This is a genomic window from Bacillus sp. GB_SG_008 (genome assembly GCF_052038115.1).
Taxonomy (GTDB): domain Bacteria; phylum Bacillota; class Bacilli; order Bacillales; family Bacillaceae_G; genus Bacillus_A; species Bacillus_A rhizoplanae.
In genome coordinates this window covers 158,091-172,423 of record NZ_JBPZSK010000002.1, presented here as the reverse complement: position 1 = coordinate 172,423, position 14,333 = coordinate 158,091, and the positions used below count along the sequence as shown (strand labels likewise).

Below are 14,333 nucleotides of genomic sequence, written 5' to 3'. Positions count from 1 at the left end.
GGTCACAACATTAATGCTTTAACGAATCCATTTCATCTGTATTAACCGTTGCGCGGTTTCTGTATAAAGCGATTAAAATTGCCAAGCCAACCGCAGCTTCTGCTGCAGCGACGGACATTGTAAACAGTGCGAAAATTTGTCCCTTTAAATTTGGAAACATCCCTAATTTGCTAAAGGCAACTAAATTTAAATTCGCCGCGTTCAGCATCAGTTCAATACAAACCAATACAATTACTGTATTACGCTTCGTTAATGCTCCAAATAAACCGATGCAAAACAGTATAATCGCAAGCGTCAGGCAAGCAGAAGCTGGAATGCTATTCATGCGAATCCCCCTCTTTCTCATCCTTCTTCGCAAGTACAATTGCGCCAATAAGAGCAACAAGTAACAAAACAGATGTTAACTCAAACGGTATTATATATTTCGAATACAACAATTCTCCAATCTGAAGTGTATTTTGCTCATGAAGCAGTACCCCATCTTGAACGCTTCGATTCTCAAAACCTACGTTATTCACCGCAAAATACATCACCGCACCGAATGCTGTAACTGCAAGAAAGACAAATAATTTCCGCCAACCAAAACGCGTTTCTTCCTCATCATTATGCTTCGTTAACATAATGCCAAAAATCATAATAATCGTAATCGCACCGGAGTAAATCAAAATTTGGACAACCCCGACAAACTCTGCTGATAACATAAAATAAAGCCCAGCAATACTAAGGAACGTAAACACTAGAGCGAGCATCATATGCATCACTTTCTTTAAGTTCAGCATAAGTACACCGCCCATCATCGCAAGCAGGGCTAATGCTAAAAATGCTACTAACTCGCCATTCATGCTTTATTCTCCCTTCTCACATTTTGATCATTTTCATCCAGCCACTGTAAATTTTTAAATAAATCATCACGTGTATATTCCGCTAGCTCAAAGTTATTTGTCATCACAATCGCTTCTGTCGGGCAAACTTCTGTACAAAGATCGCAAAGAATACAAATTTCGAAGTTAATATCATACGTATCAATGATCTTCCCTTTCTTCTCTGGATCCGGATGCTTTTTCCCTGTTAGTTGAATACAGTCTGTCGGACAAATATTTGCGCATTGATTGCAAACAATACATTTTTCTGGATAAAACTTTTGAATACCGCGAAAGCGATCTGGAAGTGGTAGCGGCTGATTTGGATAGTCATACGTTACTTTCTTCTTACTTAAGTTACTAAGTGTATACTTTAAACCTTTAAATAATCCTTTCATTGTACTCCTACCCCCTTTTTAGATTAGAAGAACAATTCTTTTATGAGTGCAGCTAAGAAAATATTCGCAAGCGCTACTGGCAATAGTACTTTCCAGCCAAACTCCATCAATTGATCGCCTCGTATACGCGGAAACGTAACGCGGAACCAAATTAATAGAAACACAACAGCACTAAATTTCAGCGCAAACCAAACGGCACCTGGAATAAACGATAGAAACGGAATTGGCTGCCATCCCCCTAAAAATAGTACCGTCATAAGCGATGCCATTCCAAAGAAATACACGTACTCAGAAAGCATGAAGAACGCCCAGCGGAATCCCGAGTATTCTGTATGGTATCCAGAAACAAGCTCCGATTCAGCTTCTGGTAAATCAAACGGCGTCCGGTTCAATTCGGCAACAGCTGCGATTAAGAATACGACAAAACCAACTGGCTGCACGAAAATGAACCAAACCCCTTTTTGCGCCTCGACAATTTCATTTAAATTCAAGCTGCCCGTTAGAAGAATTATTCCAATTACGCTCATAACAAGTGGAATTTCATAGGAAATCATTTGCGCTGCGGCGCGCATTCCTCCTAGTAAGGAGTATTTATTGTTAGACGCCCAGCCTCCAGTTACAACGCCAATTGTTGTAATACCAGAGATTGCAATGTAATACAGTAAACCAACACCAATATCAGCAAACTGCAATTTATCTGTAAATGGAATCACTGCTAATACCATAAATGCCGGCGCAAACGCAATGACAGGTGCTAATATGAAGAGGGGTTTATCAGCAGCTTTCGGAATCGTATCTTCTTTTAACAGAAGCTTTAACACGTCCGCTACTGTTTGCAGGAGTCCAAAACGACCTCCCACTTGGTTTGGTCCTATGCGCCCTTGCATAAATCCCATTACTTTTCGCTCTGCTAAAATCCCATATGTAACAAAACCAAGAACGACAAACAATAACAACGTTGCTAATCCGAAAAAGATAAGAAAATTCGTCCAGCTTGCGGGTGACTCTAAGAGGTTTTGTATCATCATCCATCAACCTCCCCAAGTACAATATCAACGCCGCCTAAGATTGTAATTAAGTTTGCGATATTCTCGCCTTTCAAAATCTTTGGTAATATTTGTAGATTATAAAAAGATGGACGGCGGAACTTTAAGCGGTACGGCTCTTTCTTTCCATCGCTCGCAATGTAGCAGCCAATCTCTCCGCGCGGTGATTCAATTCGAACGAACGCCTCACCTTTTGGTGCTTTAATAATCTTCGGTACCTTCGCTAAAATAGCTCCTTCTTTTGGAAACTGCTCTACCGCTTGCTCAATGATTTTCAGCGACTCTTCAATTTCCTCCATCCTGCAAACGTAACGGTCCCAAGCGTCGCCTACTTTACCGACCGGAACATCAAAGTCAAAACGGTCATAAATCGAGTACGGTTCGTCTTTACGAAGATCCCATTTCACACCTGTGCAGCGCAAGTTCGCTCCGCTTAATGAATATTGCAGCGCATCCTCTGCCGAATAAACACCGACTCCCTTTACACGGTTTAAGAAAATTTCATTGCCGCTCACAAGGTCGTGATATCCCTTTAGCTGCTCCCTCATATACGGAACAAACTCGCGCACTTTTTCAATCCAGTCGTCCGGCGCATCCCACTTCACCCCGCCAACACGCATATAGTTAAATGTTAAACGTGCTCCGCATAATTCGTTCAGTAGGTTAATAATCATCTCGCGTTCACGAAATGCATATAAGAACGGACTCACCGCTCCGATATCAAGCAAATTTGTCCCCCACCAAACGAGGTGACTCGCCACGCGCCCAAGTTCCATTGCAAGTACGCGCAAATACTCAGCACGCTCTGGTATTTCCAGCCCCATCATCGTCTCAACCGCGTGACAAATGACATAATTATTTGTCATCGCTGATAAATAATCCATTCGGTCCGTGTACGGAATAATTTGCGTATACTGCAAGCTTTCCGCAATTTTCTCTGTGCCGCGGTGCAAATATCCAATGACAGGCGTAGCTTCTTTAATTATTTCTCCGTCAATTTTAATAACGAGCCGAAATACACCGTGCGTACTCGGATGCTGCGGCCCTACATTTAAAAGCATTTCTTCTGTACGAATCATATTTGCTACACCTCCACATCAAAAGGCTCGTAATCTTTTCGCAGCGGATAACCAATCCAATCATCCGGCATCAAAATACGCTTTAAATTTGGATGCCCTTCAAACACAACGCCAAGTAAATCATACGCCTCGCGCTCCGGCCAATCTGCCCCGCTCCATAACGGTACAATGGAAGACACTTTCGGCTCGTCCCGGTCAAGCTTTACTTTTACCGCTACAGGTTGCCTCTTGCCGTAAGAAAATAAATGCACGTAAACTTCCATATGCGTTACAAAATCTGTCGCATGCAATTCTGACATATAATCGAATGCAAATTCGGGATCCACCTTTAAAAGTTCCATCACTTCATAGTAATGCTTTGGCTTCACAATAAGCGTTGGCACATCCTTGGACAATCTATTAATATAGAAATCTTCTAACACACCTTCACCAAATTTTGCTGCAACTGTCTGAACGTACGCATCTAAATACGGCTGATTTCGTGACGGCTCTTCTACTTTCTGTTCTTCTTCCTCTTTCTTCTCTCCAGCCGCCCGAGCCTTTGCCGCGGCCGCTGCTTTGGCCTTCGCTGCCGCAATTGCTTTGGCCTTCTCATCCTCTTCCGGGGCTTCTTCTGTTCCCATTTGCTTCGCTAGCGCTGCTGCCTTTGCTTTCGCCGCGGCCGCTGCTTTAGCCTTCGCTGCCGCAATTGCTTTCGCTTTCTCGTTATCCTCTGACGATTCTTCTTCCTTTTCTTTTTGCTTCGCTAGCGCTGCCGCCTTCGCTTTTGCCGCTGCTGCTGCTTTTGCTTTTGCTTCTGCAATTGCTTTCGCTTTCTCGTCACCCTCTGGCGATTCTTCTTCTCCTTTTTCTTTTTGCTTCGCTAGTGCTGCCGCCTTCGCTTTTGCTGCTGCCGCTGCCTTTGCTTTCGCCTCCGCAATTGCATTGGCCTTCTCATCCTCTTCCGGCGATTCTTCTTCTTTTTCTTTTTGCTTCGCTAGTGCTGCCGCTGCCTTTGCTTTCGCTTCCGCAATTGCTTTGGCCTTCTCATCCTCTTCCGGCGATCCTTCTTCCTTTTCCTTCTGCTCCGCTAGCGCTGCCGCCTTCGCTTTTGCTTCCTCTGCTGCCCGGCGTTTTACTTCTGCTACATCTATTTCATTCTCATTTGATAGCGCTTTCTCTTTTTCTTCTACAAGTTGAATCTCATTTTCCTGACGTGCCGCCAGTCGCTTCTGCGCTTCTTCCTTTGCACGTCTTGCCGCCTCTTTTTTCGCATCATCTATATTTTTATCTTGGTCGCTCATTTATTCGTCACCTGCTTCCCTGTCTTTGCTTCGTAACGAATTTTCTCTTTTAATTTATTAATACCGTAAATTAAAGCTGCTGGATTTGGTGGACAGCCAGGAATGTATACATCCACTGGTACGATTTGATCCACCCCTTTTACAACAGCATACGAATTCACATATGGTCCTCCTGCCGTTGCACAAGATCCCATTGCAATGACCCACTTCGGTTCTGGCATTTGATCATATAAACGACGAACGATTGGTGCCATTTTCTTCGTTACTGTTCCAGATACAATCATGACATCTGATTGACGGGGTGATGTACGGAAGAAAGAGCCAAATCGATCTAAATCATAGTGCGAAGAGCCGACTCCCATCATCTCAATCGCACAGCATGCCAGTCCAAATGTCATCGGCCATAGCGAATTACTGCGAGCCCAGCCCTTTACTTGCTCAAGTGTCGTAAAAAATATATTTCTTTCTAATTCAGCGCGTTCTTGCGGATGAATATCTCCAAAATTTATAGCCATTGTAACACCTTCTTTTTCCAAGCATATGCAAGACCAATGAGTAACATAATAACAAAAATGAGCATCTCCACTAATGCAAATAGACCCAGCTTGTCATACGCTACCGCCCAAGGATATAAAAATACAGTTTCTACATCAAAAATGACAAAAAGCAATGCAAAAATATAATAACGGGCATGGAAGCGGACGTTTGCATCATGAAACGGCTCAATTCCACTTTCATATGTTGTTTTCTTCGCTGTACTCGGTTTATGTGGACGCAGCAACTTTCCCAATGTGAGTGCTACAATCGGCAGTAATATACCTAATAGCAAAAAAATGACGACAATCATATAACTATTTTCATATACATTTTCCATTGTGAAACTCTCTCCCCCCTCACAAATACAAGTGCACTCAGTAAACGTTATGATTGATTTGCACCATTTATTATTTTTTAATTTTTCTAAATAATGCAATTATGGTTATTATATCAAATTTTAAATTCCTATGTCGATATATTGGGAAAAAGGAACAAAAACTTAAAAGCACATGGTATTCATACTTCTGCGGGATAACTATAAAAAAAGCCGTAAAGGTTCATCCCTTTACGGCTTTTTTCATTACTTCATATTTGAAACGTTCAAACGGTTCACTGCACGTTGTAGTGCCATTTCTGCACGTTTGAAGTCAACATGTGCTTGTTTATCTTGCAGACGTTGCTCAGCGCGGCGCTTCGCTTCATTTGCACGATGAACGTCGATATGACTTGCTGTTTCAGCAGATGGTGCTAATACTGTTACTTTCTCAGGGCGAACTTCAATAAAGCCACCGCTAACTGCTACGTAATCTGTATGTCCACCATTTTTCAAGCGAATTGCACTAACCTTAAGTGGTGCAACAGTTGGAATGTGACCTGGCAAGATCCCCATTTCCCCGCTCTCTGCTTTTACGCTTACCATTTCAACTTCATTTTCGTAAACCGGTCCATCAGGAGTTACAATACTGACTGGAAATGTCTTCATAATTCGTCCCTCCTAAGGCCTTACGCCATCATTTTCTTCGCGTTTTCAACAACTTCTTCAATACCACCAACAAGACGGAATGCGTCCTCTGGAAGGTCATCATGTTTTCCTTCTAGAATTTCTTTGAATCCACGAACTGTGTCTTTTACAGGTACATAAGATCCTTTTTGACCTGTAAATTGCTCTGCTACGTGGAAGTTCTGTGATAAGAAGAACTGAACGCGACGAGCACGATGTACAACTAATTTATCTTCTTCAGATAACTCGTCCATACCTAAGATAGCGATGATATCTTGAAGCTCTTTATAACGTTGTAATGTTTGCTGAATTTGACGAGCAACTGCATAATGCTCTTCTCCAACGATTTCTGGAGAAAGTGCACGAGATGTAGACGCTAATGGGTCTACCGCTGGGTAAATACCCATTTGTGTTAAACGACGCTCTAAGTTTGTTGTTGCATCTAAGTGAGCGAACGTTGTTGCTGGTGCTGGGTCAGTGTAGTCATCGGCTGGTACATATACCGCTTGGATAGACGTGATAGACCCTTTATTTGTTGATGTAATACGCTCTTGTAATTGACCCATTTCAGTTGCAAGTGTTGGTTGGTAACCTACCGCAGATGGCATACGACCAAGAAGGGCAGATACTTCAGAACCAGCTTGCGTGAAACGGAAGATGTTATCGATGAACAGAAGTACGTCTTGTCCTTGCTCATCACGGAAATGTTCAGCCATTGTTAAACCTGTTAATGCAACACGTTGACGTGCTCCAGGTGGCTCGTTCATTTGTCCGAATACCATCGCTGTTTTCTTGATTACGCCAGAATCACTCATTTCATGGTATAAGTCGTTACCTTCACGAGTACGCTCACCTACACCAGCGAATACAGAGATACCGCCATGCTCTTGTGCGATGTTGTTAATTAATTCTTGGATTAATACTGTTTTACCTACACCGGCACCACCGAATAGACCGATTTTACCACCTTTAATATAAGGAGCTAATAAGTCTACTACTTTAATACCAGTTTCAAGAATTTCTACTTTTGTAGATAACTCTTCAAATGCAGGTGCTTGACGGTGAATTGGATCACGGCGTACATCCGCTGCTACTGCTTCACCTAAGTCAATTGCATCACCTAATACGTTAAATACACGGCCAAGTGTTGCATTACCAACTGGAACTGAGATTGCTTTACCAGTATCTTCTACTTCAACGCCACGAACAAGTCCGTCTGTAGAAGACATTGCTACTGTACGAACTGTATTATCACCAAGATGAATCGCAACTTCTAAAGTTAAGTTAATTGCATCTTGTTTAATTTTAAGGGCATTGTAGATTTCAGGTAGCTTTCCGCCGTCAAACTTAACGTCTACAACCGGACCCATGATTTGCGTAACGCGCCCTTTATTCATCGGGTTCCCTCCTAGCTTTCTTTAAATTAGCCAGCTTTTCTACGAACAGTCGGCTTTGAATTTTTTTATATTTCATTTCGCTTTGAGATTATCGGCTCCGCTTTTTATTCCTATTCTAACGCTGCTGCACCGCCGACGATTTCCGTAATTTCTTGCGTAATCGCTGCTTGACGAGCGCGGTTGAAAGAAAGTGTAAGTGTATCGATAACTTCCATTGCGTTGTCTGTAGCACTTTTCATTGCTGTCATACGCGCTGCGTGCTCGCTTGCTTTACCGTCTAGCAATGCACCGTACACTAAGCTTTCTGCGTATTGAGGCAATAATACTTTTAAAATATCTTCTTCAGACGGTTCAAACTCATATGAAGTTTTTGCTTTTTCAGATGCCACATCAGTAAGCGGTAAAATTTTCTTCTCCGTTACTTCTTGTGAAATCTTACTTACATAATGATTGTAATAAATATACAATTCATCATAAGCACCATCTGTAAACATAGAAATTGCTCTTGAAGCAATATCTTTAATATCAGCAAATGATGGTTGATCAGATAATCCAATTACTTCATCAATGATATTAAAACCACGACGTTTTAAATAATCACGGCCTAGACGTCCTAGTACAATAATCGCGTACTGGTTTGCATCCATGTTGTGACGCTCTTTCACTACGTTGCTTACTGCACGTAAAACGTTACTGTTATATCCACCTGCTAGTCCGCGATCCGATGTAATAACAATATATCCTGTTCGCTTCACAGGACGCGCTGTTAGCATTGGGTGATTTACCCCGCTACCTTGCGCTATATCCGCTACTACTTCTTGAATCTTATTCATATACGGAACGAAAGATTTAGCATTTTGCTCTGCACGGTTTAATTTTGATGCAGATACCATCTCCATCGCTTTCGTAATTTGACTCGTTTTCTTTGTCGAGTTAATTTTTGCTTTTATATCGCGTAAAGATGCCACAGGTTTTCACCACCTTTTTTCCGGAAGTTGGCATGATTAGAAAGACTCTCCGTTTGTTCATCTTCCCAATCTAATTAACAAGTTATACTTGTTCATGATTGAAGGAAAAGAATAGGTGCACCTACTCTTTTCCTCTACATATCCGTTAGCACTCTATGTAAGAGTTGCCTGTTTCTATATTCAAGTAGAGCGGCTACAAGAGCCGGCTCTGCTTTTTATTATTATTCAGATGCTACGAAAACTTTTTTGAAGCCGTTAATAGCTGCTGCCATTTTTTCGTCTTCAGCAAGTTTTGTTGTTGTACGAATTTCAGTTAATAATTCAGCTGCATTCGTATCTAACCAAGCATGGAACTCCTCTTCGAAACGAGTGATGTCCGCTACTGGGATATCATCTAAGAATCCGCGTGTTAATGCGTAAAGAATCATAACTTGCTTCTCTACTTTTAATGGCTTATGTAAGCCTTGTTTTAATACTTCTACTGTACGTGCACCACGGTTTAATTTCGCTTGTGTTGCTTTATCAAGGTCAGAACCGAACTGAGCGAACGCTTCTAATTCACGATAAGATGCAAGGTCAAGACGAAGTGTACCAGATACTTTGCTCATCGCTTTGATCTGAGCCGCACCACCAACACGAGATACAGAAGTACCTGCGTCGATCGCTGGACGTACACCAGAGAAGAATAGATCAGATTGTAAGAAAATCTGTCCATCTGTGATAGAGATTACGTTTGTTGGGATGTAAGCTGATACGTCCCCTGCTTGTGTTTCGATGAAAGGTAATGCTGTTAAAGAACCAGCGCCTTTTGCATCACTTAATTTTGCCGCACGCTCTAGTAAGCGGGAGTGTAAGTAGAATACATCCCCTGGATATGCTTCACGACCTGGAGGACGACGTAATAGTAATGACAGCTCACGGTATGCAGCTGCTTGTTTAGATAAGTCATCATATACAACTAATACATGTTTGCCGTTGTACATGAACTCTTCACCCATTGTTACACCAGCATATGCAGCTAAGTATAATAATGGAGCAGGTTGAGAAGCAGATGCAGTTACAACGATTGTGTACTCTAATGCACCGTGCTTACGTAATGTTTCAACTACGTTACGAACTGTAGATTCTTTTTGTCCGATCGCTACATAGATACAAACCATATCTTGATCTTTTTGGTTCAAGATTGTATCAAGTGCAACAGCTGTTTTACCAGTTTGGCGGTCACCGATGATTAACTCACGTTGTCCACGACCAATTGGTACAAGAGCGTCAATCGCTTTAATACCAGTTTGAAGTGGCTCATGAACAGATTTACGGTCCATTACACCTGGTGCTGGGCTTTCGATTGGACGAGTTTTTGTTGTATTAATTGGGCCTAAACCGTCTACTGGTTGACCTAATGGGTTTACAACACGGCCGATTAATTCTTCCCCTACTGGTACTTGCATGATGCGACCTGTACGACGTACTTCGTCACCTTCACGAATTTCAGTATAAGGTCCTAAAATAATGATACCTACGTTATTTTCCTCTAAGTTTTGTGCTAGTCCCATAACGCCGTTAGCGAACTCAACAAGTTCACCAGCCATAACGTTATCAAGACCATGAGCACGTGCAATACCGTCACCAACTTGAATAACTGTACCAACATCGCTAACTTCGATCTCAGATTGATAGTTTTCAATTTGTTGCTTTATCAGTGCGCTAATTTCTTCAGCTCTGATGCTCATGCGCTTCACCCCTATCTATTCTTCATAAGTTCACGCTGGATACGTGCTAACTTTCTTTGTAAACTGCCGTCGTAAATGCGGTTTCCAATGCGTACTTTAATACCGCCTAGTAAATTTTCATCTACAACATTTTGAACGCGAATTGCATCTTTTCCTGTTTTCTTTGCAAATACTTCTGCAATGCTAAGCTTCTCATCTTCTGATAAAGAACGAGTAGAGTAAACAATTGCATCAGCTACGTTACGCTCTTCGTTTGCAAGTGCAACATACGTATCTACAATTTCAGGCACTAATGTTTCGCGATGATTATCGATTAAAATATATAACGTGTTTAAAATTGGTTGAGAAACAGTAGAAAACACGTTAGAAAGGAATTGTTTTTTCTCTTCTTTTGAAATGCTTGGTTGTCCTAAAAAAGTATGTAGTTCTTTACTACTTACAAAAATACTTTGTACAAGGCGCAGTTCTTCCTCAAACATTTCTAGTGCGTGTTTATCTTTTGCGATTTGAAAAAGAGCGACAGCATAACGTTTAGCTACAATCTCATTGCTCATCGCGCTTCTCCTACCTCTTTAATATAATCGCGAATTAATTGAACTTGATCTTCTTCTTTCAATTCTTTTTGCATTACTTTAGAAGCAATTTGTACAGATAAAGAAGCAACCTGTTCTTGCAGAGCAGCAATCGCGTGCTCTTTTTCGCGTTGAATTTCTTGTACAGCAGATTCTTTAATAGATACTGCTTCTTCTTTTGCAGCAGCAATGATACTTTCTTTTTGATCCTCTGCTTGCTTTTTCGCTCTCTCAATCAATTCTTGCGCTTCAACACGTGATTGTTTTAACATTTCACGTTGTTCTTCTACTAACTTTTTCGTCTCTGCATTGTTCTTTTCTGCAGCGTCGATTTCGCTAGAAATATGATTTTCACGTTCCTTCATAATTCCCATTAAAGGTCCAAATGCATATTTACGAAGCAGTGCTAATAGAATTAGGAAAACGACTAATGTATAAAGTACCGTTCCGTATGGAACAGCAGCAGCTCCTAATAATAGAGTTGGCACAAGGATTCACTCCCTTCAAAAATCTAAATTAAATAAATGAAAAGACAAGTAATGTTTCATTCATAAAGCAATGGCGAAGAAGGTCCCAAAACGATCTTCGCCACTTATTGTAAGGGGAGCTATCCCTTATTTGTTTAATACGATAAACGCGATTACTACACCGATAATTGGAAGCGCCTCAACTAACGCTACCCCGATGAACATAATTGTTTGAAGTTGACCACGTAATTCTGGTTGACGAGCAACACCCTCAACTGTACGAGATACGATAAGACCGTTACCAATACCAGCACCTAATGCAGATAAACCAATTGCGATTGCAGCTGCGATTACACCTAAACTCATTTTAAAAGTCCTCCTTTTTATCATTAAAAAATAAATTTTGTACTTACTTTAAATATATTAATGGTCGTGGCTTACTTTATGAGCCATGTACACCATCGTTAACATTGTAAAGATAAATGCCTGGATAGCACCTACGAAAATACTGAAGCCCATCCATGCTAACATCGGCAGAACAGCACCTAACGCGCCAAACACACCGCTTGCACCTAACTGAGCAAGTAATGTTAATAAAATCTCACCAGCATAGATGTTACCAAATAAACGAAGACCTAACGTCAATGTATTAGCAAATTCCTCAATCACCTTTAACGGGAATAAGAATTTCATTGGTTGAAAATAGCCTCTTAAATATTCTTTCGTACCCTTCATCTTAACTCCATAATAATGGGTGAGGGCAACTACCATCACGGCTAATGTTAGAGTAACTGCTGGGTCAGACGTTGGAGATCTCCAACCTGCAAGGTGCTCACCACCCTCAGCTACCGTAAGCATGAGCGGCAAACCGAGCATGTTTGCTACAAATATGTACATAATGAGTGTAACTCCAAGCGTTAAAAATCGTCCGCCTGTTTGCCAATCCATCGTACTATTGATCATACCCTTCACGAAGTCCATAATCCATTCAAGGAAGTTTTGCATTCCTGTTGGACGTAAGGCTAAGCGACGTGTACAAATCATAGCAATGATAAATACGATTACTGCCGCAACAGTCGTCATCATAACAGCGGACAAGTCGAACGTTAAACCTAGAAATTCAACTAATTTACCGTGTTCCACTAGTAATTCACCTCTCTTCCCTGCTCTTATATTGTAGATAAAGAAAATCTATGATCATGACAAGATATCCTGTCAGCAATCCTACTCCTAAGCTCCACATCGCTATTAAATATTGATATTTCGCTGCAAATATAATTAATAACCCTATCGTGGCTAATCTCGAATATGTACTCACTGCGGTCGCTTTATACTTTACATTTGCTCCTTGTGTAACGCGATCTAACAGCCTGTCCGTCTTGTGTGCAACGATGCGCAAACTAAGAAAACCGAAAATCGTTCCGATAATCAGCCCCAGAAAGACATCTTTGTATGAGGTAAAGCCCCATCCTAATACAAAGAGTGCGAGAAGGTTGTACATATATTTCTTTTGTCTTTGGACAAGTTCATGTACTTCTATCATCATTGCTCTCCTGAATAAAAGTGTCGAATGAGTCGAATCATAGCATAAACCCCTGTTCCAAGACCTAGTAATAAACCGATTACTAGGAATAAAGGAAACGTTCCAAGCTTACTATCAATCCATTGCCCGCCAAAAATTCCAACTAAAATAGCACCAACGAGCTGAGAAAGAATTCCGGTCATTAAAGCATATGCCTTAAATGGACTACGCTTGTTTTCCTCCAAGGATTCATCCCTCCATATGTAAAGCCTCATTCACTATGCGTTAATAATAACTCATTTTTTTGTATAAATCCTAGTCAAATAAAAAAGTTAACTTTTTCGTCACTGAATAGATGAAAAATTGTCAATGAAAACCCTACCATCTATCCCCGTTGTTAGCATACAATAGGGTATTAAACAGTGTCAACGTCAAATCGAAAAAAATCAAAAAATTTGAGTATTAGTCATTTATTGACAGAAATGAAAACGTTCCCCTTCAAAATACTGTTAATAAACGTCTAATTTCTAGACCTTTTCTCTTTATAATGGAAGAAAAAGTTCACACATTTGTCACTATTAACTTTTCCTAATATAACGTTTTCCTTCTGTAATATAACTTTCTCAAGTAGAAGTTTCTATATTATATGCAATTGGACTGTATGTTATGTTGCATAAAGAAACAGACGAGAAAGTATCCTTCTCGTCTGTTGTCTTACTTCGTTCCGAATAAACGGTCACCAGCATCTCCAAGACCTGGTACAACATATCCATGATCGTTTAATTTTTCATCTAATGCAGCAACGTAAATATCTACATCAGGATGGTCTTCTTGAATAACTTTTACGCCTTCTGGAGCACCAACGATACACATTAATTTAATATGTTTCGCACCGCGCTTCTTTAAAGAAGTAATTGCTTCTGATGCAGATCCGCCTGTTGCTAACATTGGATCAAGTACGATAAAGTCACGTTCTTCTACATCAGTTGGAAGTTTCACATAGTATTCTACAGGTTGTAATGTTTCTGGATCGCGATATAAACCGATATGACCTACCTTCGCCGCTGGAATTAGTTTCAAAATTCCATCTACCATTCCTAAGCCCGCACGTAAAATAGGAATTAAACCAAGCTTCTTACCTGCAATCACTTTTGTTTTCGCTTTACTTACAGGTGTTTCAATTTCAATTTCTTCAAGCGGAAGATCGCGTGTAATTTCAAACGCCATCAAGCTTGCTACTTCATCTACTAGCTCACGAAATTCTTTCGTTCCTGTATTCTTATCGCGAATATATGTAATCTTATGCTGAATTAAAGGGTGATCAAAAACATACAATTTTCCCATGTGAATCTCTCCTTCAGATGATATTGATGCGTGAGGACACGCCGTTTTTTACACTATGTACGATTGTAAAGAAAACGCCACTAATATTCAAGGGTGAATTTGGCAAAATTTCAAATGCTTCTTCTCTCTA

At 40.8% G+C, this 14,333-nt stretch carries 19 protein-coding genes and 1 pseudogene; all 20 read right to left on the bottom strand.

Annotated features, from left to right (window positions below; translation table 11 throughout):
• Positions 1-10 precede the first annotated feature (10 nt).
• Positions 11-325 carry an NADH-quinone oxidoreductase subunit NuoK gene (gene nuoK / locus ACTDJC_RS05900; RefSeq protein ID WP_440602851.1) on the bottom strand — a complete coding sequence of 105 codons (315 nt, stop codon included), beginning with the start codon at positions 323-325 and terminating at the stop codon, positions 11-13.
• On the bottom strand, positions 318-842 hold the full coding sequence (locus ACTDJC_RS05895; protein ID WP_440602850.1) for an NADH-quinone oxidoreductase subunit J: 525 nt from the start codon (positions 840-842) through the stop codon (positions 318-320). Before ACTDJC_RS05895 ends, nuoK begins: the two co-directional genes overlap by 8 nt.
• On the bottom strand, positions 839-1,258 hold the full coding sequence (gene nuoI / locus ACTDJC_RS05890) for an NADH-quinone oxidoreductase subunit NuoI (RefSeq protein ID WP_098307150.1): 420 nt from the start codon (positions 1,256-1,258) through the stop codon (positions 839-841). Before nuoI ends, ACTDJC_RS05895 begins: the two co-directional genes overlap by 4 nt.
• Before the next feature lie 23 nt (positions 1,259-1,281).
• Positions 1,282-2,283, bottom strand: a complete 1,002-nt coding sequence (gene nuoH, locus ACTDJC_RS05885; RefSeq protein WP_098307172.1) for an NADH-quinone oxidoreductase subunit NuoH — start codon at positions 2,281-2,283, stop codon at positions 1,282-1,284.
• A complete protein-coding gene (gene nuoD / locus ACTDJC_RS05880) occupies positions 2,283-3,383 on the bottom strand; it encodes an NADH-quinone oxidoreductase subunit NuoD (protein WP_440602849.1) in 1,101 nt (366 codons plus the stop codon). Before nuoD ends, nuoH begins: the two co-directional genes overlap by 1 nt.
• A gap of 5 nt (positions 3,384-3,388) precedes the next feature.
• Positions 3,389-4,666 carry an NADH-quinone oxidoreductase subunit C gene (locus ACTDJC_RS05875; protein ID WP_440602848.1) on the bottom strand — a complete coding sequence of 426 codons (1,278 nt, stop codon included), beginning with the start codon at positions 4,664-4,666 and terminating at the stop codon, positions 3,389-3,391.
• Positions 4,663-5,181 carry an NADH-quinone oxidoreductase subunit NuoB gene (gene nuoB / locus ACTDJC_RS05870; RefSeq protein WP_440602847.1) on the bottom strand — a complete coding sequence of 173 codons (519 nt, stop codon included), beginning with the start codon at positions 5,179-5,181 and terminating at the stop codon, positions 4,663-4,665. The genes ACTDJC_RS05875 and nuoB overlap by 4 nt, the downstream gene beginning before the upstream one ends.
• Positions 5,172-5,540 (bottom strand): NADH-quinone oxidoreductase subunit A, encoded by a 369-nt coding sequence (locus ACTDJC_RS05865; RefSeq protein WP_429707203.1) that lies wholly within the window; start codon positions 5,538-5,540, stop codon positions 5,172-5,174. Before ACTDJC_RS05865 ends, nuoB begins: the two co-directional genes overlap by 10 nt.
• 243 nt (positions 5,541-5,783) lie before the next feature.
• Entirely contained in the window at positions 5,784-6,185 is a 402-nt protein-coding gene (locus ACTDJC_RS05860; protein ID WP_098307138.1) for a F0F1 ATP synthase subunit epsilon, read from the bottom strand.
• A gap of 20 nt (positions 6,186-6,205) precedes the next feature.
• Positions 6,206-7,600, bottom strand: a complete 1,395-nt coding sequence (gene atpD / locus ACTDJC_RS05855; protein WP_440602846.1) for a F0F1 ATP synthase subunit beta — start codon at positions 7,598-7,600, stop codon at positions 6,206-6,208.
• A gap of 110 nt (positions 7,601-7,710) precedes the next feature.
• The gene (atpG, locus tag ACTDJC_RS05850; protein WP_098307134.1) at positions 7,711-8,568 is read right to left on the bottom strand and encodes an ATP synthase F1 subunit gamma; all 858 of its coding nucleotides are present in this window, start codon (positions 8,566-8,568) and stop codon (positions 7,711-7,713) included.
• Positions 8,569-8,789: 221 nt separating this feature from the next.
• Positions 8,790-10,298, bottom strand: coding sequence for a F0F1 ATP synthase subunit alpha (gene atpA / locus ACTDJC_RS05845; protein ID WP_098307132.1), 1,509 nt, complete (start codon positions 10,296-10,298; stop codon positions 8,790-8,792).
• A gap of 11 nt (positions 10,299-10,309) precedes the next feature.
• Entirely contained in the window at positions 10,310-10,852 is a 543-nt protein-coding gene (locus tag ACTDJC_RS05840) for a F0F1 ATP synthase subunit delta (RefSeq protein WP_098307130.1), read from the bottom strand.
• Positions 10,849-11,358 carry a F0F1 ATP synthase subunit B gene (atpF, locus tag ACTDJC_RS05835; RefSeq protein ID WP_098307128.1) on the bottom strand — a complete coding sequence of 170 codons (510 nt, stop codon included), beginning with the start codon at positions 11,356-11,358 and terminating at the stop codon, positions 10,849-10,851. Before atpF ends, ACTDJC_RS05840 begins: the two co-directional genes overlap by 4 nt.
• A 126-nt stretch (positions 11,359-11,484) precedes the next feature.
• Positions 11,485-11,703, bottom strand: a complete 219-nt coding sequence (atpE, locus tag ACTDJC_RS05830) for a F0F1 ATP synthase subunit C (RefSeq protein ID WP_098307126.1) — start codon at positions 11,701-11,703, stop codon at positions 11,485-11,487.
• 57 nt (positions 11,704-11,760) lie between these two features.
• A complete protein-coding gene (gene atpB, locus ACTDJC_RS05825; protein WP_098307123.1) occupies positions 11,761-12,480 on the bottom strand; it encodes a F0F1 ATP synthase subunit A in 720 nt (239 codons plus the stop codon).
• A gap of 7 nt (positions 12,481-12,487) precedes the next feature.
• Positions 12,488-12,880, bottom strand: coding sequence for an ATP synthase subunit I (locus ACTDJC_RS05820; protein WP_154710236.1), 393 nt, complete (start codon positions 12,878-12,880; stop codon positions 12,488-12,490).
• The gene (locus tag ACTDJC_RS05815) at positions 12,880-13,104 is read right to left on the bottom strand and encodes an AtpZ/AtpI family protein (protein WP_141524975.1); all 225 of its coding nucleotides are present in this window, start codon (positions 13,102-13,104) and stop codon (positions 12,880-12,882) included. Before ACTDJC_RS05815 ends, ACTDJC_RS05820 begins: the two co-directional genes overlap by 1 nt.
• A 26-nt stretch (positions 13,105-13,130) precedes the next feature.
• Positions 13,131-13,244: pseudogene (locus ACTDJC_RS05810) on the bottom strand (DUF4024 domain-containing protein).
• A gap of 329 nt (positions 13,245-13,573) precedes the next feature.
• Positions 13,574-14,203, bottom strand: a complete 630-nt coding sequence (gene upp, locus ACTDJC_RS05805; protein WP_020061432.1) for a uracil phosphoribosyltransferase — start codon at positions 14,201-14,203, stop codon at positions 13,574-13,576.
• Positions 14,204-14,333: the final 130 nt, after the last annotated feature.

What these genes read in the sequence shown, in the direction of transcription:
- nuoK (WP_440602851.1), bottom strand. Translation starts at nt 325, where the DNA reads ATGAATAGCATTCCAGCTTCTGCTTGCCTGACGCTTGCGATTATACTG.
- ACTDJC_RS05895 (WP_440602850.1), bottom strand. Translation starts at nt 842, where the DNA reads ATGAATGGCGAGTTAGTAGCATTTTTAGCATTAGCCCTGCTTGCGATG.
- nuoI (WP_098307150.1), bottom strand. Translation starts at nt 1,258, where the DNA reads ATGAAAGGATTATTTAAAGGTTTAAAGTATACACTTAGTAACTTAAGT.
- nuoH (WP_098307172.1), bottom strand. Translation starts at nt 2,283, where the DNA reads ATGATACAAAACCTCTTAGAGTCACCCGCAAGCTGGACGAATTTTCTT.
- nuoD (WP_440602849.1), bottom strand. Translation starts at nt 3,383, where the DNA reads ATGATTCGTACAGAAGAAATGCTTTTAAATGTAGGGCCGCAGCATCCG.
- ACTDJC_RS05875 (WP_440602848.1), bottom strand. Translation starts at nt 4,666, where the DNA reads ATGAGCGACCAAGATAAAAATATAGATGATGCGAAAAAAGAGGCGGCA.
- nuoB (WP_440602847.1), bottom strand. Translation starts at nt 5,181, where the DNA reads ATGGCTATAAATTTTGGAGATATTCATCCGCAAGAACGCGCTGAATTA.
- ACTDJC_RS05865 (WP_429707203.1), bottom strand. Translation starts at nt 5,540, where the DNA reads ATGGAAAATGTATATGAAAATAGTTATATGATTGTCGTCATTTTTTTG.
- ACTDJC_RS05860 (WP_098307138.1), bottom strand. Translation starts at nt 6,185, where the DNA reads ATGAAGACATTTCCAGTCAGTATTGTAACTCCTGATGGACCGGTTTAC.
- atpD (WP_440602846.1), bottom strand. Translation starts at nt 7,600, where the DNA reads ATGAATAAAGGGCGCGTTACGCAAATCATGGGTCCGGTTGTAGACGTT.
- atpA (WP_098307132.1), bottom strand. Translation starts at nt 10,298, where the DNA reads ATGAGCATCAGAGCTGAAGAAATTAGCGCACTGATAAAGCAACAAATT.
- ACTDJC_RS05840 (WP_098307130.1), bottom strand. Translation starts at nt 10,852, where the DNA reads ATGAGCAATGAGATTGTAGCTAAACGTTATGCTGTCGCTCTTTTTCAA.
- atpE (WP_098307126.1), bottom strand. Translation starts at nt 11,703, where the DNA reads ATGAGTTTAGGTGTAATCGCAGCTGCAATCGCAATTGGTTTATCTGCA.
- ACTDJC_RS05820 (WP_154710236.1), bottom strand. Translation starts at nt 12,880, where the DNA reads ATGATAGAAGTACATGAACTTGTCCAAAGACAAAAGAAATATATGTAC.
- upp (WP_020061432.1), bottom strand. Translation starts at nt 14,203, where the DNA reads ATGGGAAAATTGTATGTTTTTGATCACCCTTTAATTCAGCATAAGATT.